Source organism: Streptomyces sp. NPDC088725 (assembly GCF_044751305.1).
In the GTDB taxonomy this organism is placed as follows: Bacteria; Actinomycetota; Actinomycetes; order Streptomycetales; family Streptomycetaceae; genus Streptomyces.
In genome coordinates this window covers 283,797-302,183 of the sequence record NZ_JBIVLO010000007.1, presented here as the reverse complement: position 1 = coordinate 302,183, position 18,387 = coordinate 283,797, and the positions used below count along the sequence as shown (strand labels likewise).

Here is an 18,387-nt window from a genome sequence, read left to right as displayed (position 1 = left end):
GAGGGCGGGTGCGGCGACGGCTGCCGGGCGCTGAGGAGCGGCCCGCCCGGCCGGGGCGACTGCCGGGGGAGGGAGCCGCGTACGGCGCGTGCCCGGCACGGCGGGACGCGGTCACAGGAAGTCCTCCCCGGTCACCCGGTCGGGCGCCTGATGGACCTCCGCGCCCGGCGGTCCGCCGTGGGTCCACGGGGTCTCGTCGCGGTCCGGGAGCTTCGGGCCGCCCCGCTGATCGTGCTCGAACAGCGTCCAGGCGAGCCGTTCGCCCTTGTCCGGTACGGAACCCGGCGCGGGCTCCTTGCTCCGGCCCATACGGTCCGTCAGCCGCAGCACCAGCGTCCCGTCGGCCTCGTACCGCACGAACTCCGCCGACTGCGGCTTGCCGTCCAGCGAGCGGTACACCTTCGTACGCTCGCCCAGATGCGGCCGGTCGTCCGTACGGATCGTCAACAGCGGGCGCGGGGAAGGCCGTTTGCTCTCGCTGTACGCCATCACCACCTCCGTCACCTCGCCGAGGAACGCCTCGCCGGACAGCCTGCGGCCCGCCAGCACCAGCGGGTCGTCCAGCGCTTCCTGCGCCTCCAGCTGGGCCTGGGCGCTCTCGCGCGAGGCGAGCTTCTGCGCCGCCGTCACCGCGTCGTCCAGGCGCGGCTGCGGCGGCTCCCCGGCGAGGACGCGGTCACGGTGGCCGGTGAACGACCAGCGGTCACGCGTCCAGCGGTCGGTGACCCGCGCGCCCTCCGGCAGCTCCCGCAGCAGGTCGAGGCCGTGCCAGACCGCGTCCCAGGTCGGCCGCATGACCCCTGCCAGCAGATCGCGGATCTCCCGCTCCGCCGCCGTGAGGCGGGCCAGTTGCTCGTCGGCCCCATGGCCGTCCTCGGCGGCGGACAGCGCCTTGCGCGCCGCGTCGTAGCGGTCGATCGCGGGCGACAGCAGCCTGTTGTCGAACGCCGGGTCCGTCGCGGGTCCGGCCGGCGGGCACACCAACTGCCCCTCCCCGTCCCGCTCCGTCTCGGCCCGCAGCGCCGCCTCGGCGCCGCGCAGGCCGTCCGGTGGATCGATCCAGGCGAGCAGCGCGCCGAGATGCTGGTCCTCCAGGCCGGACTGGCCCGTCGCCCAGTGGCGGTTGAGCAGATCGGTCATCGAGACCAGCAGCGAGGAGCCCGGCACCCGCGCGCGCTCGCCGTAATGCGTCAGCCACCGACCGAGCAGCGGCACGCGCGGCGGCGCGGGGTACGGCACGTCCGGGTCGTCCTCCGCCGTACGCCGGAAGCGCATGGACCGGCCGAGCAGCCGTACGAAGTCGACGCCGGGCCGGCTCGGCACGATCAACTGCGGTGCGTCCGCGCACAGCTCGACCGCGACCTTGACGCGCTTGCCGGTCTCCGGGTCCGTCTCATTGCGCTCGGCGGGCTCGATGTCGTCCGCGTACGCGTCCAGATACGGCAGGACCGCCTCGGCCAGTTCGCCGAGGAACGCGAACCGCAGGTCGCGGTCGCGCGGCTGCGCGACCACCAGGAGCCGGGGCGCGTCGCGGTCCGTCCCCACGAGCGCGCCGAGCGGAGCCCCGGCCTCGCCGGCGGTCGTCAGCGGCACGAGCACCAGCGGCCGTTCCGACACCCGCCGGTGGCGGACCGTGGCCAGCGTCCGCGCCTGTCCGCTCTGCACGGCTTCGAGCCGCGCGAGCGTGCTGATCAGCGACATCAGGCGCCTCCGTCCCGGACGGCCGCAGCGCCCGCCAGGGCCTCCGCGCGCAGCGCCGCCGCTCTCCGCAGGGCCGCGACCGTCGGATCCGACGGGTCCCCCGCCTCGCCGCGAGCCGCCGCGAGCACGTCCTCCACCGTCGTCAGACCGCCCAACTCGCCGCGTACGCTGCGGCCGAGCGCTTCCACCGCGCCGTCCGCACGGGCCCGGCCGCGGCAGTGGAACGCCAACTCGCAGGCGGCCAGGCACTCGGGAGCGTAGGCCGCGTCCACCGACTCGACCGCCGTGGTCAGTTCCTCCCCCGAGCGGCGCTCCACGTCGAAGGTCGTGCCCTCGGGCAGGGCGGCCGCGATGTCCTCGATCCGGGTCAGCCTCGCCAGCTGCCTGCGCGTCACCGCCCTTTGCTTGCGTACGTCCACGACGGACGCCGTGGGCAGGTTCGAGAAGTCCTTGGGGCAGACCAGCAGGACGCGGTGGTCCACCTCCGCGCCCTCCGTAAGGACGGCGACCCGTTCCAGCGCGAGGACGTACACCGCCGACTGGCGGGCCGCCGCGCCCACCTTCGCCGCGTCCGCCGAACCGTCGATCATCGGGAAGGACTTGATCTCCACGACCGTCCACCGGCCGTCCGGACGCACCACCACCGCGTCCGGCTCCAGATACGCGGGCGAGCCGGCCACCTCCAGGGCGAACAGCGGGTGGTCGAGCAGCGCCCAGGTGCCCGCCGCCGTGGCCTCCCGCAGCGCCAGCGCCGTGCGGGCCGTGCGGCCCTCGGGTCCGGCCGCCGAGAGGTCGGGGACCAGCACCTCGCCGGGCAGCGGAGAGGGCGCGGAGCTGTCGATGAGGTCCGTCAGCAGCGCCATCAGCTCCGTACCGCCGTCGGCCTTGACCTTCGCCTCGAACGCGTTCCCCCGCATGAAGGCGAACTGCGACTGGCCGAAGGGAGCGGGCGAGCCGAGAGCGGTGGCGAGCGCCGCCTTGTCGACCCCCGCGCCGTCCAGCAGCGCGCGTCTGCGGCAGCCGGGGTTCGCCGCGAGGGCGGCCAGCGCGCGGGCGTCGAGCGGATGCGGCGCGACCGTGGGGCCGCGCAGCTCAGCGAGCCGCTGCCGGAGAGTCGTCGGCAGGACTCGCGGAGGAGGTACGGGTACGGGTCCGCTGCCCAGGGAATCGCTCACCCGCCGAAGTCTCGCACCCACCACTGACAATCGGGGACGGCCGGCGCCGGGGAGCCGTCACGGCAGACGGCCGGCCGGCTCCGAAGCGCGCGGCCGCCGCCGTCGCCCCGTCCACGGCGCGCAGCGCGGGACGGGTCAGCAGCGCACCGGCCACGATCACCACGACGCCCCCGACGGCGTCCAGGAAGTAGTGGTTGGCGGTACCCATGACGATCAGGGTGATGACAACCGGATAGGCGGCGCCCAGCCACTTCACCAGCGGGGTACGGGCGTGCCGCCACAGCATCAGCCCGCACCACAGGGCCCAGCCGACATGCAGGCTGGGCATCGCGGCGTACTGATTGGTCAGCCCGCCCATGCCGCGCGGCGCGCTCGCATCCGCGCCCCACCAGCCGTACGAGCTGTACTGCGCCATGGTGTCCACGAAGCCGTTCCCGGCGCCGAGCAGCCTGGGCGGCGAGGTGGGGAGGAGGACGAAGCCGGCCAGGCCGAGGAAGGTGGCGAGCATCAGCCACGTGCGCGCGGCCCGGTAACGGGCGGGGCGGCGGCGGAAGAGCCAGATGAGGACGAGCGGTGTGACGAGGTAATGGAGTGACGCGTAGGCGAAGTCGGCGGGTATGCCGAGGGCCGGTGTGCTCGTGAAGAGACGGTTGAGCGGGTGCTCCGCGTTGAGGAAGAGCGCCTTCTCCATGCGCAGGATCGCGAGACCGTGGTCGACGGCGGCGGGCACGTCGCCGCCCGCGAGCAGGCGGCCGGCCGAATACGCGGGGTACACCACGGCGAGCATCAACAGCTCTGCCCACCAGCGTGGCCTGGGGCGGCGCGGGTGCGGCTCACTGGTGCTGTACGCCATCCGGAGGGTCCCCATCATGTTTTCATATGTCTTTCGGCCGACGTTCAACCGTACGGTGTACGCAATCGTTCACTTACAGCGGGTGTCCACCGGTTATCTGTTCGAAACGTCACCCACGCGACTGGAAGGACGCCGGGATCACCCGGGCGGTTGCTCCGTGTTCAGGTGAGCGATGATGGAACGGCCCCGTTTGTGAACCTCAGGAGAGCCTCCATGGCACCGCGCATCCTCCTCGCCCGGCACGGGCAGACGGCCTGGTCGCTGTCCGGCCAGCACACCGGCAGGACGGACATCCCCCTGCTCGAAGAGGGCCGCAGAGGCGCCGGGCTGCTGGGGGAGCGGCTGCGCCGCGCGCCCTGGTCCGGCCTGCCGGACGCCGAGATCCGTACCAGCCCGCTCGCACGCGCCCGGGAGACCTGCGACCTCGCGGGCTTCGGGGACCGCGCGCGGAACTGGGACGCGCTGATGGAGTTCGACTACGGCGCGTACGAGGGCCGGACGCCGGAGCAGATCAAGGCCGACAGGCCCGGCTGGTTCATCTGGCGGGACGGCGTACCGGACGGCGAGACGCTGGCGGAGGTCTCGGCCCGCGCGGACGAGGTGGTCGACTGGGCGCGCTCGGCCGACCGCGACGTCCTCGTCTTCGCGCACGGCCACATCCTGCGCGCGATCGGCGCGCGCTGGCTCGGCGAGGACGTGTCGTTCGCGTCCCGGATCCGGCTGGCGCCGACGTCCGTCTCGGTCCTCGGCTGGGCTTACGGAGCCCCCGCGATCGAGGTCTGGAACGACACGGCGCATCTCGTGTCCTGACGGCCTGCGGGGACGGCACGCGGGCGTCCGACCACGCGGCCGCGCCCGCCCGGTCCGTCCTCCCGGTGTTCAACCGCGCGCCGGGCCGGCGTCCACGCGCGGCCGCGCCTGCCCGGTCCGTCCGCGTCTCGGCGGAGGCATGCCCGCCGTCCCGCCGTGGCCGCGTCAGAGCGAGTGGCGCACCGTCAGGGCGTGGCGTTCCGTCAGGGCGTGACGCTCCAGGAACGCGCCCACCTCGGGCACCCGCCGCTGCGGCAGCAGCATCCTGGCGGCCGCCGCCAGCTTCGCCTGGATGCGCGACGACCGCACCTGGTCCAGCAGATCGAGCACCCCGTGCCCCGCGGACGCGGCTTCGTCGAGCGATCCGGCACGGGCCAGGCCGGTGGCCAGCTCCGCGCGGTAGAGGGCCAGGTTGCGGGCGAAGTGCGGGTCCTGCACCACTGTCGCGCGGTACGCGTGCCCGGCCGCGCGCGACCAGTCGCCGAGCGCCGCGTGGCACTGCGCCTCCAGGATCTCCAGCTCGGGTTCGCCGAAGAAGGACATCCACTCCGGATCGGCGTCCGACGGGCCGCGCTCGAAGAGGGCGTGCGCCTGCTTCAGCGCCTGCTCGCAGTTCCTACGGTCGCCGAGCTGGGCCCAGCCGCACGCTTCCCGCAGGGTGAGCAGCGACAGCAGGCGCGCGGACGACAGTTGCCTGGCCGCGCGCCTGCCGGCCTCGGCGGCGCGCACCGCCTCGCGGTACCGGCCGGTGTCCTTGGCGAGGAACGACATGTTGGAGAACGCGTGCGCCTCCAGGGCGGGGTCGTCCGCCACCCGCGCGGTCGCCAGCGCCTCCGCGTAGTGCGAGCGCGCCTCGTCCGGCCGGCCGGAGTCGTGCGCCAGCCAGCCCACCGAGATCGCCAGCTCGCCCGCGCCCGAGCGCAGCCGCTCGGCGATGGTCCTGCGGGCGGCCCTGCCGGTGTCGAGCAGCGCGTACGCCTTGCGCAGCGGCTGCGCGGCCTGCTGGAAGAGCCCGTCGGCGCCGTGCCGGTCGTCCAGCAGCCGGATCCGCCGTACCGCTGCCTCCACGGCGCGCACCTCGGTCTCGCCGACCCGTCTGGGCCGGGGTACGGCGGTGAGGGGCAGCGCCTGGCCTGCGGGTGCGGCCGCGGCGGGCGCGGCGCCGGGCCGGAGGATCGCGGCCGCCACGAGGGCGCCGCCTGCCATGAACGCGCGACGCAGCACGTCGCTCTCCTCGCTGATCCCGCCGGTGTCGCCGTGGTGCGTGATCGGTGTCGCGAACGGTGTGGGGGGTGTGGCGGGCGGGGTCGCCGGGGCCGTGGAGGCGGGTGGTGCGGGCTTCGGAACGGTCGGGGCGGTCGTACGGGCCGCCCGGCCGCGGACCGCCTCGCGGGCCGCGAAGCCCAGGTCGGACAGGGTCAGGCCGGGAAACATGTGCAGGAAGACCCGTTCGTAGGCGTAGTTGGGGCAGCGGATTTCGCCCGCCTCCACCCGGCCGATGTACCGTGCGTCGCAGGCGACCTGCTCGCCGATCTCCCGGGCCGCCCTCCTTACGGAGGCGGCGAACTCCCCCGGAGAGTGATGGCCCCGCAGCCCGCGGAAGGCCAGGTTGGTAACTGCCCGCGACGACGCCATGGTCGAGCCCTCTCCTGGTGCAGCCGGGGCGGGTGCCCCTCCCGGCACCGAACGTACCGTCCGTGACGGTACCTATACGCAGTGTTTGCCAACAAATCGGATATCTCGCCCGCGATCTGCCATGAACTGCCATCCTTTGCGGCGGCGCGCCGCCGTAGCTGTTGACGCTGCGCAGCGTTGAACCCGGTGGAGGCGCGCACTGTGTCTCTCCTCGGCGAGGAGGGGTTCCCGTGGTGGAGTTGGAGGCCGGTATGGACACCAGCAGTGGCTCGACGGACATGGGGGAGCCCTGCGATCTGGTAACGGTCCCGGCCCGTCAGGGGCTCGAAGCGGTGGACATCCTGCGGCGTGGTGCGACGCCCGCGGTGGGGCCCGTGCTCCATGACGGGACCTGCGACACCCTCGGCTTCCTGGTGCCGCCGGGCACGGCGGAGGGCTGGGACCTGCCGGGCAGCGCCTGTACGCAGACGAACGGGCGCGGTCTGCGGACCCCCGCGGAGCCGCCGGTCGTGGGTACGGGCTGGCTGCTGCCGCCGGACGCCGGAGGACCTGTCACGGACCCGGAGGTGCTGCGCAAGGCGCTGGGAGAAGCCGCCCGCCTCATCGAGGCCGCGGACCGCTGTCGCTGAGGGGCGCGAGCCCGGTCGCCGAAGGGCACGACCCGCTGTCGCCGAGCGGCACGCCCCCGGTCGCCGATGGCGCACGGCCCCCTGTCGCCGGGGAGATCTCCGTCGCCGACCGCCCGCGACCTGCCCGTGATCCGGGTGGGCCGATAATGGTCAGGTGGCCAGGAACAGACGTCATACGCGCGGTGCGACCGCCGAGAGCACGGGCGAGGCCGTCGACGGCGGCTTCGCCGAGCTGGTGCCCGACCGGGAGCGGCCCCGGGCCTGGACGCTGACGCTCGACGGGGCGCCGCAGTCCCACGTCGACCTCGCCGACCCCGCGTACCTGTCCTTCGAGTACCAGCGCAGACTCGGCCACGTCATCGATCTCGTGGCCCCCGCCAACCAGCCCCTGCACGTCGTGCACCTCGGCGGCGGCGCCTTCACCCTCGCCCGGTACACCGCCGCCACCCGTCCCCGTTCCACGCAGCAGATCGTGGAGTTGGACGCGGCACTCGTCCAACTGGTCCGCACGCACCTCCCCCTGGATCCGAACGCGCGGATCAGGGTCCGGTCCACCGACGCGCGCGCCGGGCTCGCCAAGGTGCAGGACGGCTGGGCGGATCTGGTGATAGCCGATGTGTTCAGCGGCGCGCGCACCCCGGCGCATCTGACCAGCGCCGAGTTCCTGGCCGATGTACGCCGGGTCCTGAAGCCGGACGGCTGGTACGCGGCCAACCTCGCCGACGGTCCGCCGCTGACGCATCTGCGCGGCCAGGTCGCCACCGCGGCCTCGGCCTTCGAACGGCTCGCCCTCGCCGCCGACCCGACCGTCTTCCGCGGCCGGCGCTTCGGCAACGCCGTACTGCTGGCCTCCGACCGTGAGCTGCCGGTCGCCGAGCTGACCCGCCGGGTCGCGAGCGATCCGCACCCGGGCCGGGTGGAACACGGCCGCGCGCTGGCCGACTTCACGGGCGGCGCGGCCGTGGTGACCGACGCGAGCGCCAAGCCCTCACCGCTGCCGCCGCCCAATACGTTCACCTAGCGGTCCCCGCCGCCGCTTCCGGTTCGCGCTCCGGAAGCCGCGGCAGGGGTGGCTGAGCCCCGACTGCGCGAGGCCGGTTACGCGTTCACGGAGGCGGCGTCCCCGGCGGTCTGCTTCAGGTCGCCGGAGTCACCACCGGTGCCCCGGGCCAGGAAGCCCGCCACCAGCGCGATCGCCAGGCCGATCGCCGCGAGCACCGCGCCGGCCAGCGCCGTCGACATCCAGCCCCAGCCGGCCGCGATCACGGCGCCGCCGAGCCAGACACCGCCCGCGTTGGCCAGGTTGAAGGCCGAGTGGTTGGAGGCGGAGGCGAGCGTCGGCGCGTCCGAGGCGGCCCGGATGACCATTACCTGGAGCGGCGCTGTCATCAGGAAGCCGACGGCGCCGAGCAGTACGACCATGATCATCGCGGCCCAGGCCACGTGCGCGACGAAGGAGAAGACGACGAGCACCGCGGCGAGGCCGCCGAGTGCCGCGTACGCCGTGGGGCGCGCCGCCAGGTCGGTCAGCGGGCCCGCCAGCAGTACGCCGATGGTCATGCCGACGCCGCAGAGCAGCAGGATCAGCGTCACGGACGACTCGTCGAGCCCCATGACCTTGGTGGTGATCGACGCGAGGTCTATCCCGAATGTGCCGATGGTCAGAGCCAGGAGGGCCGGAGGCGTGAAGAGCAGTCTTTCGGCGACATAGTTGATGGATCCTCGACTGAACGAGGATCCTTCATCATTCATTCCACCTGTTCTGCCATCTGGACGCCAACTGGTTCAGGGGCCTTCTTCACCTGCCCTGGCTGTCGTCGAACTCGACTGTCGGCGCGTGGCCGTTCCAGGTGCAGAAGACCGAGACCTCGCGGCCGTCGCGGGTGAACGTGACCCGGATCCAGGCCGGTTCCGTCCACACCTGCATCCGCCATCCGGCGTCTGGCGTCGCCGAGACCAGTTCGGCCGACTGTTCGCCGAGGTCGAAGACGACCCGGCCGCCGTCGACCGTATAACTCCTCACCGTGTCCGGAGGTGACGGATCCGGTGCGCCGCCGCTCGGGCTCGCGGTCCGCGGCGGCTGGGCCGGAGGCGGCGTGGCAGTGTGCCGGTCGTCCGCTCCGTCCTGCTCCTTCGTCGGGGACGGTGCGGGCTTCTCCGCCGGGCTCTCCGGGCGCCGCGTCGAGGACGAGAGCGGGGGCGCGTCGCCCGCCCTCACGCCGTCCGCGGGGATCGGCAGCGCGCGGGGCGGGTCGTACGCCGTGCCGGCCATGACCGTGTGGACGCCCCACCAGGACAGCGTGACCGCCGCGCCTGTGGCGAGCAACCACGCCAAGACATGGACGAGTCCTCTTCGCATCGGGGTCATACTGCACCACCCCCACCACGCCTGTCCCGCGGGCGGTCAACGGTCCTGGCGGAACCGGGACCTTGGCACGGACCCGGCGGACTTCCCTCCCGCCGTCCCCCATTTGGCGTACGGTGCGGCCCATGGCAAGTGTGCTCGTGGTCGAGGACGACCAGTTCGTGCGCTCCGCCCTCATCAGGCACTTGACCGAGGCGTCCCACACCGTGAGGAGCGTCGGCACGGCCCTGGAGGCGCTGCGCGAAGTGGCCCATTTCCGCTTCGACGTGGTCATTCTCGATCTCGGACTGCCGGATCTTGACGGCGCCGAAGCGCTGAAGATGCTGCGCGGCATCACCGGCGTACCGGTGATCATCGCGACCGCCCGCGACGACGAGGCGGAGATCATCCGGCTCCTCAACGACGGCGCGGACGACTACCTCACCAAACCGTTCTCCGTGGAGGTCCTGTCGGCCAGGATGGCGGCCGTACTGCGCCGTTCGCGGGCCGCCACCGACGAGAGCCCGCCCTCGCGTGTCATCCGGGTCGGCGGCCTCGCCATCGATCCGCTGCGCCGCCAGGCGGAGTTGGACGGCACGCGACTGGACCTGACCCGGCGCGAGTTCGACCTCCTGGCCTTCCTCGCCGGGCGTCCCGGGGTGGTCGTCTCGCGCAGGGAACTGCTCGCCGAGGTCTGGCAGCAGTCGTACGGCGACGACCAGACCATCGACGTCCATCTGTCCTGGCTGCGCCGCAAACTCGGCGAGAAGGCGGCCAAGCCGCGCTATCTGCACACCCTGCGGGGCGTCGGCGTGAAGCTGGAGCCCCCGGCGCCGCGACAGCCCCTCGCGGAACAGCCCCTGCCCGCACCGCCCTTCCCGGACCCGCGGTGGCCGACCGGATGAGATGGGCCCTGGTCAAGGTCGCCCTGGCCGTCACCGTCATGGTCGTACTGGCCTTCGCCGTGCCGCTGGGGATGGTCATCAAGGAGATGGCCAGGGACCGGGCCTTCACCAACGCGGAGCGCCAGGCCGCGGCCATCGGACCCACCCTCTCCATCACCACCGACCACGGCCAGTTGAACCGCGCGGTCGCCTCCACCCAGGCGGGCTCCGACGGGAAGATGGCCGTGCACGTACCGGCCTCCGGCGAAGCGGACAGCCTGCCCCTGGTGATCGGTACGCGCCGGGCGGCCCAGAAGGACCTGCGGACTGTCCAGCGGCTCGGCCGCGCGTCCATCGCCGAGGTGTCCGGCGGCTCCGTGCTGCTTCAGCCGACCGCGCTCGGCTCGGGACGGATCGCGGTCGTCGAGGTGTACGTCCCGGAGAGCGAGGTCTCCAACGGGGTGACCACCGCCTGGCTGGTGCTCGCCGGGGTGGGCGCGGCGCTCATCATCGGCTCGGTCGCCGTCGCCGACCGTCTCGGTGTACGGATGGTCCAGCCGGCCCGTGGACTCGCCTGCGCGGCCCAGGCGTTGGGCGAGGGCAAGCTCGGCGTACGCGTTCCCGAGGCGGGGCCCGCCGAACTCCGGTCCGCCGCAGCGGCCTTCAACTCGATGGCCGACCAGGTCGTCCAACTCCTCACCAACGAGAGGGAACTCGCCGCCGACCTCTCGCACCGGCTGCGCACTCCGCTCACCGTGCTGCGCCTCAACGCGGCCTCGCTCGGGGAGGGGCCCACCGCCGACCAAACACGCGCGGCGGTAGCCCAGTTGGAGCGCGAGGTCGACACGATCATCCGCACCGCGCGCGAGTCCAGGCCGCAGACCGGCACGGCGGGACCCGCCGCGGGCTCCGACGTCTCCGAAGTCGTCAGGGAGCGCATGGACTTCTGGTCGGCGCTGGCCGAGGACGAGGGCCGTGAGGTACGGCTCGCGGGCGTCGGCAGTCCGGTCCGTATCCCGGTCGGCAGAGGCGAAATGGCCGCCGCACTCGACGCGTTGCTCGGCAACGTCTTCCGCCACACGCCGGAGGGCACCGCCTTCTCCGTCGACGTGCACAACGGCGACGACGCCGTGATCGTGCTGGTCTCGGACGCGGGCCCGGGCATCGCCGACCCGCGGGCCGCACTCGTACGCGGCAACAGCGGTGCCAAGGAGGGCTCCACGGGCCTCGGCCTGGACATCGTGCGCCGGGTCGCGGAGTCGACCGGCGGCGACGTACGGATCGGCCGCTCGGTGCTCGGCGGCACCGAGGTGCGGATCTGGATCGGCCTCCGCGGCTGGGGCTCGCCGGACGAAGCACACGGCCACAGACTGCGCCGGCGCGGGCGCGGCGTGTTCGGCCGCAAGAGTGCCGGGGCCTGAACCTTTCGGCATTCCGATGCGTTCCTTAAGCGGACCCTAAGAACGTCAACAGCCGTCCTGTACAGGCCGTTTGTCGGAATCAGGGCCGCTAGCGTGCTGCTCTGACCCCACATCAGTGGTCCCGGGCAAACCAGAGGCAGGCACGCGATGGGCAGCAGTGGTACCCAGCACCGGCGCAGGGCGAACGGCAGGACCAAGGCCATCGGGGCGGTCGTCGCCGCCGCGGTGATCGGCGGCGCGGCGTTCGCGCTCACGGGTACGGCACAGGCGGCCTCGGTCGGCGCCGCGTACACCGAGACCAGCTCCTGGCAGGGCGGGTACACCGGCCAGTACGTCGTCACCAACGACACCGACAAGGCCCGCTCGGACTGGACGCTCACCTTCGATCTGCCCGCCGGCACGGAGATCAGCTCCCTCTGGAACGGCGAACACACCGTCGACGGGCAGCACGTCACGGTGACGCCGCAGAGCTGGAACAAGGAGCTGGCGCCCGGCCAGTCGGTCACCATCGGCTTCGTGACCGCCGCCTCGGGGGACGACGAGATGGCCGCCGCGCCGACCGGCTGTGTCATCGACGGGGCCACCTGCTCGGTGGACGAGGGCGCGACGCCGGAGCCCACCGGCCGCCCCACCGAGGAGCCGGCATCGGAGCCGACGTCCGAGCCGACCGGTGGCCCGACCTATGTCCCCACCACACCGCCGGACACCGGCAACGGCACCAAGGCGAGCGCCGGGTTCGCACCGTACGTCGACACCTCGCTCTACCCGGCCTACGACCTGCTGGACACCGCCACCAAGACCGGCGTCAAGGAGTTCACCCTCGCCTTCATCACCTCGGGCGGCAGCTGCGAACCGCTCTGGGGCGGGGTGACCGCCGTCGGGAGCGACGCGGTGGCCGCCCAGATCGGTGACCTGCGCGCCGAGGGCGGTGACGTACGGGTCTCCTTCGGCGGCGCGTCCGGTACGGAACTGGCGGCCGGTTGCACATCGGCGTCCGCGCTCGCGGAGGCCTACGGCAAGGTCATCGACGGGTACGGGCTGACCAAGGCGGACTTCGACATCGAGGGCGCCGCGCTGCCCGACGCGGCGGTCAACACCCGCCGCGCGCAAGCCGTCGCGCAGCTCCAGAAGTCCCACCCGGACCTGGACGTCTCGTTCACCCTGCCGGTGATGCCGGAAGGCCTGACCCAGCCGGGCATCGGTCTGCTCGCGGACGCCAGGGAGAACGGCGTGAAGATCGGCGCGGTCAACATCATGGCGATGGACTACGGAGCCTCGTACCGCGGCGACATGGGCGAGTACGCCACCCAGGCCGCGACCGCGACCCAGGCGCAGATCAAGGAGGTGCTCGGGCTCTCGGACGCGGCCGCCTGGCAGGCCGTCGCCGTCACACCGATGATCGGCGTCAACGACGTCAACACCGAGATCTTCACGGTCGACAACGCGAACCGGCTGGCGGACTTCGCGAAGTCCAAGGGACTGGGCCGGCTGTCGATGTGGTCGGCGACCCGGGACAAGGCCTGCCCGGGCGGACCGAAGGACACCGCCGACGCGTCGTGCAGCTCGATCGACCAGGACCCGCTGGCCTTCACGAAGGCGTTCGGCGCCAACCAGTAGCGCGGACGAGGAGGCCGTACGAGCAGCCCGCACGAGGAACCCGTGCGAGCCCGTACGAGGAGCCCCGCCCCCCCTCCTGAGCACCGCTGAGAACCACCCCTGACCACCACCCCCCGGGCGGCCGTCCCCCACCGGCCGCCACCCCAGACGCGTCCCGGCCGGACCTTCCCCCCACCCCCCACCCGGCCGGGGCGCGCCTTCGCGCCCGCACACGGGCCCGGAAGAGCCGGAGGAGAGCCGGAGGAGAGGCGGGGAGGGTCAGGCGAGCGGGAGGTCCGACAGGGCCGGAACGTCCCGCACGTCCGGCAGCACGCCGGTGCTCGCCAGCCGCGCGTACCACCGCGCACTGGCCTTCGGCGTGCGCAGCTGCGTCTCGTAGTCCACGTGCACCGCGCCGAACCGCTTCGTATAGCCGTGCGCCCACTCGAAGTTGTCCAGCAGCGACCAGAGGAAGTAGCCGCGGACATCCGCGCCCTCGGCGAGCGCGCGGTGTACCGCCGCCAGGTGGCCGTGCAGATAGCTGATGCGGTCGGGATCGTCGACCGTGCCGTCCGCGGCCATCTTGTCGGCGTACGCGGCGCCGTTCTCGGTGACCACCAGCGGCAGCCGGGGCGCCTCGCGGCTGTAGCGCATCAGCACGTCGTACAGTCCGCTCGGATCGACCGACCAGCCCATCTCCGTCTGCTCGCCCGGCGGTTGGTGGAAGGCGACGGAATCGGCGCAGGGCCAGGGGGAGTGCCCGCTGTCGGGATGACCGTCGCGCCGGTCGGCCTCGGGGTCCTTGGGCGCCGAAACCAGCGTCGGCGTGTAGTAGTTGACGCCCAGCCAGTCCAGCGGGCGGCGGATCGCGGCCGGGTCGCCGTCGTGGACGAAGGACCAGTCGGTCAGCCGCGCGGTGTCCTTGAAGAGGTCCTCCGGATACGCGCCGGACAGCATCGGCCCGGTGAAGATCCGGTTGGCCAGGGCGTCGATCCTGCGCCGCGCGTCGAGGTCCGCGGGCGCGTGCGTACGGGCCCTGACGGCCGCCAGGTTGAGGCTCACGGATATCTGGGCGCGGGGCGGCAGCGCGCCGCGCAGCGCGTCGACCGCCAGTCCGTGGCCGAGGTTGAGGTGGTGGGCCGCGCGCAGGGCCGACACGGGGTTCGTCTGCCCGGGGGCGTGCACGCCGGAGCCGTATCCGAGGAAGGCGCTGCACCAGGGCTCGTTCAGCGTGATCCAGTGCTTCACACGGTCCCCGAGCGCCTCGGCGACGATCCGCGCGTACTCCGCGAAGCGGTACGCGGTCTCACGCCGGGGCCAGCCGCCCGCGGACTCCAGGTCCTGCGGGAGGTCCCAGTGGTAGAGCGTGAGGACGGGCGTGATGCCGCGGTCGAGCAGATCGTCGACGAGCCCGCGGTAGAAGTCGAGACCGCGCTGGACGGCGGGCCCCCGGCCGGTGGGCTGGACCCGCGACCAGGACACCGAGAAGCGGTACGCGCCGATCCCGAGGTACGCCATCAGCCGCACGTCCTCGGATCTGCGGTTCACGTGATCGGTCGCGATGTCACCGGTATGGCCGTGCTCGATCTTCCCGGGCGTATGACTGAAGGTGTCCCACATGGACGGCGTACGGCCGTGCTCCCGCGCCGCGCCCTCGATCTGGTACGCGGCCGTGGCGGTGCCCCACAGGAAGCCGGGCGGAAAACTGACGGACACGGTGCTGCTCCCGGGGGTGGAGAGAGGCGGGCCGGGCAGAGGGGCGGGTCGGGCAGAGACGGTCGGGAAGCGGTCTGGGAGCGCTCCCAGGCGCTTTTTCGGAAGAGTACCCGCACGGCGGGGGCGGTGACCGGGTGATTCCGGATACCAGGAGACCGGGGGACGGGACACGGCCGGAGGCGAGCCGCAGGAGGCCGGCGGGTCGCGGGAGCCGGATACGAGGCGCTCAGATACGAGGCGCTCAGATACGAGGCGCTCAGATACGAGGCGCTCAGATACGAGGCGCTCAGATACGAGGCGCTCAGATACGAGGAGGCCGGCCGACGCGGGGAGCCGGATGCGAGGGGACCCGGCCGGGTCGCGGGAGGCCCCGAGACCGCGCCCGGACACGTGAGCCCCGACACGTGATCCCGGACGCGACCGAGCCCGGACACGATGAAGGGCCGACCTGTCGGAACAGATCGGCCCTTCATCGTTCTAGGGTGAGTAACGGGACTTGAACCCGCGACATCCTGGACCACAACCAGGTGCTCTACCAGCTGAGCTATACCCACCATGACCGGGTTTTTCTCCCTACCGGCCGAGAAAAAGTGTACAGGGTCCAGGAGGGTGCTCGCGCCCGCATTGATGCGGGCGCCGACCCCGGCCCCGCGGAGGCCTCACTTCGCGTGCAGTACGTGCTTCGCCGCGATCGTCTTCGCCGTGTCCGAGTCCGGTCCAGGCTGGGGTACGAAGACCGCCTCGCGGTAGTAGCGCAGCTCGGCGATGGACTCGCGGATGTCGGCAAGCGCCCGGTGGTTGCCGTTCTTCTCCGGACTGTTGAAGTACGCCCGGGGGTACCAGCGGCGCGCCAGCTCCTTCACCGAGGAGACATCCACGATCCGGTAGTGGAGGTAGCTCTCCAGCGTCGGCATGTCCCGCAGCAGGAAGCCGCGGTCGGTGCCGACCGTGTTGCCGCAGAGCGGCGCCTTGCCGGGGTCCTTGACGTGTTCACGGACGTACGTCAGGACCTGCTCCTCGGCGTCGGCCAGTGTCGTACCGCCCGCCAGCTCGTCCAGGAGGCCCGAGGAGGTGTGCATCTGCCGCACCACCTCGGGCATGGTCTCCAGCGCCGCGTCCGGCGGGCGCACGACGATGTCCACCCCTTCGCCGAGCACGTTCAGCTCGGAGTCGGTGACCAGCGCCGCCACCTCGATGAGTGCGTCTTCCTTCAGCGAGAGCCCGGTCATCTCGCAGTCGATCCACACCATTCGATCATTCATGCGTCTTAGCCTACGGGGCGCTCCGCTGGCCCGGGAGAGTCGGCCGTCCCGGACCTGTCGCGTACACATCCGACCCGGGCTTCGGGTCGGACACGGACGACGACGCGGCGGACCCCGCCGTGCTCGCCGCGGCCGTCCGCCTGGACTGCGCGGAGGCCTGTGCGGGCACGATCGGCTCCATGGCCCCCGACGGCACGGGCTCACCCTGCGGGCGGCGGGCCCGGTAGGCGGACCTGTACGCCGCAGGGGAGGAGCCCAGCTGCCGCCGGAAGTGACCGCGCAGCGCCACCGGGGAGCGGAAGCCGCAGCGGCCCGCGACCTCGTCCACCGAGTAGTCGGAGGTCTCCAGCAGCCGCTGCGCCTGGAGCACCCGCTGCGTGATCAGCCACTGGAGCGGGGCGCTGCCGGTCAGCGAACGGAACCGCCGGTCGAAGGTACGGCGGCTCATGTACGCGCGCGCCGCGAGCGTCTCCACGTCGAACTGCTCGTGCAGATGCTCCAGCGCCCAGGAGACGACCTCGGCGAGCGGGTCGGACCCGATCTCCTCGGGTAAAGACCTGTCGAGATAGCGCTCCTGACCGCCGCTGCGCCGGGGCGCCACGACCAGGCGCCTGGCGAGCGCTCCGGCGGCTTCCGTGCCGTGGTCCGTACGGACTATGTGGAGGCACAAGTCGATTCCGGCCGCCGTGCCGGCGGACGTCAGTACGTCGCCGTCGTCGACGAACAGCTCGCGCGGATCCACATGGACGGACGGGTAACGCTTGGCGAGCGTCGGCGCGTACATCCAGTGTGTGGTGGCCGGGCGGCCGTCCAGCAGACCTGCGGCGGCCAGCACGAACGCGCCGGTGCACAGACCGACGATCCGCGCGCCCTCTTCGTGCGCCCGGCGCAGGGCGTCGAGCGCTTCGGGCGGCGGCGGCGCGGTGATCGACCGCCAGGCGGGCACGACCACGGTGCCGGCCCTGCTGATCGCCTCCAGGCCGTACGGCGTGGTGAGTTCGAGCCCGCCGGTGGTACGCAGCGGTCCCGCCTCGCCGCCGCAGACGAGCAGTCGGTAGCGGGGAACGCCGGCGTCCTGGCGGTCGATTCCGAACACGGAGAGCGGGATGGAGCTCTCGAAGATGGGGCCACCGCTGAAGAGCAGCACGGCGACAACCTCCCGGCGGCGACGCCCGGCAAGCTTCCGTACTGACTCCGGTGCGGCAGTGGAGTCCTGGCTCATGGCGCTAAGCCCCCCTCGGTGTTCGCGTCTCCCCGTTCTTGTCGGGCCTCTCGCTCCTGCACGATTCCCCTCGGTTTTGCACGGGTCCCCAGCCTTCGATACTCATGATCGAATCTACTGTGTTCCGTGGTGCCGGCGTGACATGTTCTGCAACCGGCGCTATGTCGACAAGGCGCTTTGGCGCGAAGCATTCGATCACGAAGCGTTCCACTCCAAAGCCGTACAGGGAAGTGGGCGTCACGCGCATGGCCCGTCCCCGTAGGGTGCAGACGACCGATGCGGTCCTTTCTTGCCTGGTGGCAAGGGGGTTGACTGGCCATTTCGCCAAGGATTGGTCACCGGGGTGAAGTTGGCCGAAAACCGATGGGCAGGCTGGTGTGACGCGCTCAGTCCTCCGGCGCACTTTCGCCTCGCGCGCGTGAGCCCCTGTGCGCCCCCTGGCCGCCGCTCCGGGCGCGACGCCGTCCCGAGGGCCCGCCGGGGAAACCGGGAAGCCTCCCGGAGGGGACGCCCGAAGGCCCGGAGGGGTTATCGCTCGACGGGCCGTCTGACGGGCCGTCCGGCGCTCCGGCCGGACTCTCCCGGTGACGGCCGTACGGCTTCGCCTCCGCCGCCCGCTGCCGGGCGGCGGAGCGTTCGGACTGGCGCAGCAGCAGCCGGCAGACGGCCGTCACGGCGGCGAGACCGGCCGCCGCCGCCATCGCCCCGCCGAGTGACGTGCCGTAGACCGTCAGGACCACCGGCACCAGCAGGCAGCTGAACGCCGCCCAGCGGACCACATCGCCCGCGGGATCCCCACCGGGAACACCACCGGGTTCCGTGCTTCTGTCCGGGACGCGCCGCTCGGAGAGGCGCCTGCCCGCCGGACGCCTGTCCGGTAGACGCCTGTCCGGAGCGCGCCGGTCGGGGCCACGCCCGTCCGGGCTGCGCCGGCGTCCGTGGCGCCGATTGCCGGGGGCGGCCTGGCCGTTCGGTGATGCGGGCACGAGAGCTCCCTGGAGGCGGCGGCGTGACCGATGGCCAACGAGAAGCGGCGCCGTCCGGTCACTCGGCCGGTCGACGGGCGCTGTCACCGGCATTGCGATCCTGGGCCTGCTCGTGCATGCTCCCTGCAACGCTGCGGTTGGAGCGGCGGACTC

At 72.5% G+C, this 18,387-nt stretch carries 15 protein-coding genes, 1 tRNA gene and 1 pseudogene; 6 read left to right on the top strand and 11 right to left on the bottom strand.

Features of this window, described 5'->3' with window-relative positions:
- Positions 1-111: 111 nt before the first annotated feature.
- From ACIP6N_RS20020 to ACIP6N_RS20010, 3 genes are read right to left on the bottom strand one after another with little or no spacing between them, the layout of a single operon-like run.
- Positions 112-1,701, bottom strand: coding sequence for a hypothetical protein (locus ACIP6N_RS20020; RefSeq protein WP_401817213.1), 1,590 nt, complete (start codon positions 1,699-1,701; stop codon positions 112-114).
- The gene (locus tag ACIP6N_RS20015; protein ID WP_401817212.1) at positions 1,701-2,876 is read right to left on the bottom strand and encodes a hypothetical protein; all 1,176 of its coding nucleotides are present in this window, start codon (positions 2,874-2,876) and stop codon (positions 1,701-1,703) included. Before ACIP6N_RS20015 ends, ACIP6N_RS20020 begins: the two co-directional genes overlap by 1 nt.
- Positions 2,794-3,744, bottom strand: a complete 951-nt coding sequence (locus ACIP6N_RS20010) for a phosphatase PAP2 family protein (protein WP_401817400.1) — start codon at positions 3,742-3,744, stop codon at positions 2,794-2,796. Before ACIP6N_RS20010 ends, ACIP6N_RS20015 begins: the two co-directional genes overlap by 83 nt.
- A 198-nt stretch (positions 3,745-3,942) precedes the next feature.
- Here ACIP6N_RS20010 and ACIP6N_RS20005 point away from each other — a divergent pair, with 198 nt between their 5' ends.
- Positions 3,943-4,539: a histidine phosphatase family protein gene (locus ACIP6N_RS20005; RefSeq protein WP_401817210.1), complete on the top strand. Its 597-nt coding sequence runs from the start codon at positions 3,943-3,945 to the stop codon at positions 4,537-4,539.
- A 165-nt stretch (positions 4,540-4,704) separates the two neighbouring features.
- On the opposite strand, the gene ACIP6N_RS20000 is transcribed toward ACIP6N_RS20005, so the two are convergent.
- Entirely contained in the window at positions 4,705-6,174 is a 1,470-nt protein-coding gene (locus ACIP6N_RS20000) for a tetratricopeptide repeat protein (RefSeq protein WP_401817208.1), read from the bottom strand.
- A gap of 251 nt (positions 6,175-6,425) precedes the next feature.
- Here ACIP6N_RS20000 and ACIP6N_RS19995 point away from each other — a divergent pair, with 251 nt between their 5' ends.
- Both ACIP6N_RS19995 and ACIP6N_RS19990 read left to right on the top strand, forming a co-directional pair.
- Complete coding sequence (locus tag ACIP6N_RS19995) at positions 6,426-6,803, top strand: hypothetical protein (protein WP_401817399.1); 378 nt, start codon at positions 6,426-6,428, stop codon at positions 6,801-6,803.
- Between the two features lie 154 nt (positions 6,804-6,957).
- Positions 6,958-7,824, top strand: coding sequence for a spermidine synthase (locus ACIP6N_RS19990; RefSeq protein ID WP_401817207.1), 867 nt, complete (start codon positions 6,958-6,960; stop codon positions 7,822-7,824).
- A 77-nt stretch (positions 7,825-7,901) separates the two neighbouring features.
- Here ACIP6N_RS19990 and ACIP6N_RS19985 read toward each other — a convergent pair.
- Both ACIP6N_RS19985 and ACIP6N_RS19980 read right to left on the bottom strand, forming a co-directional pair.
- A pseudogene (locus ACIP6N_RS19985) lies at positions 7,902-8,501 on the bottom strand (MFS transporter); the annotation flags it as partial.
- Between the two features lie 100 nt (positions 8,502-8,601).
- Entirely contained in the window at positions 8,602-9,171 is a 570-nt protein-coding gene (locus tag ACIP6N_RS19980; RefSeq protein ID WP_401817206.1) for a hypothetical protein, read from the bottom strand.
- A 122-nt stretch (positions 9,172-9,293) separates the two neighbouring features.
- Between ACIP6N_RS19980 and ACIP6N_RS19975 the strand changes: the two genes are divergently transcribed.
- The 3 genes from ACIP6N_RS19975 to ACIP6N_RS19965 all read left to right on the top strand — a co-directional run bounded on the left by ACIP6N_RS19975 (position 9,294) and on the right by ACIP6N_RS19965 (position 13,069).
- Positions 9,294-10,052 carry a response regulator transcription factor gene (locus tag ACIP6N_RS19975; RefSeq protein ID WP_401817205.1) on the top strand — a complete coding sequence of 253 codons (759 nt, stop codon included), beginning with the start codon at positions 9,294-9,296 and terminating at the stop codon, positions 10,050-10,052.
- Positions 10,049-11,452 (top strand): sensor histidine kinase, encoded by a 1,404-nt coding sequence (locus tag ACIP6N_RS19970; protein ID WP_401817204.1) that lies wholly within the window; start codon positions 10,049-10,051, stop codon positions 11,450-11,452. The genes ACIP6N_RS19975 and ACIP6N_RS19970 overlap by 4 nt, the downstream gene beginning before the upstream one ends.
- A 147-nt stretch (positions 11,453-11,599) precedes the next feature.
- Positions 11,600-13,069: a cellulose binding domain-containing protein gene (locus tag ACIP6N_RS19965; RefSeq protein WP_401817202.1), complete on the top strand. Its 1,470-nt coding sequence runs from the start codon at positions 11,600-11,602 to the stop codon at positions 13,067-13,069.
- A 258-nt stretch (positions 13,070-13,327) separates the two neighbouring features.
- On the opposite strand, the gene ACIP6N_RS19960 is transcribed toward ACIP6N_RS19965, so the two are convergent.
- From ACIP6N_RS19960 to ACIP6N_RS19940, 5 genes are all read right to left on the bottom strand, one after another.
- On the bottom strand, positions 13,328-14,764 hold the full coding sequence (locus tag ACIP6N_RS19960; RefSeq protein WP_401817200.1) for a GH1 family beta-glucosidase: 1,437 nt from the start codon (positions 14,762-14,764) through the stop codon (positions 13,328-13,330).
- Positions 14,765-15,245: 481 nt separating this feature from the next.
- A tRNA-His gene (locus ACIP6N_RS19955) sits at positions 15,246-15,318 on the bottom strand.
- A 105-nt stretch (positions 15,319-15,423) separates the two neighbouring features.
- The gene (orn, locus tag ACIP6N_RS19950) at positions 15,424-16,026 is read right to left on the bottom strand and encodes an oligoribonuclease (protein ID WP_401817199.1); all 603 of its coding nucleotides are present in this window, start codon (positions 16,024-16,026) and stop codon (positions 15,424-15,426) included.
- 10 nt (positions 16,027-16,036) lie between these two features.
- The gene (locus ACIP6N_RS19945) at positions 16,037-17,248 is read right to left on the bottom strand and encodes a GlxA family transcriptional regulator (RefSeq protein WP_401817197.1); all 1,212 of its coding nucleotides are present in this window, start codon (positions 17,246-17,248) and stop codon (positions 16,037-16,039) included.
- A 386-nt stretch (positions 17,249-17,634) separates the two neighbouring features.
- Positions 17,635-18,234 carry a hypothetical protein gene (locus ACIP6N_RS19940; protein ID WP_401817195.1) on the bottom strand — a complete coding sequence of 200 codons (600 nt, stop codon included), beginning with the start codon at positions 18,232-18,234 and terminating at the stop codon, positions 17,635-17,637.
- Between the last annotated feature and the right edge of the window lie 153 nt (positions 18,235-18,387).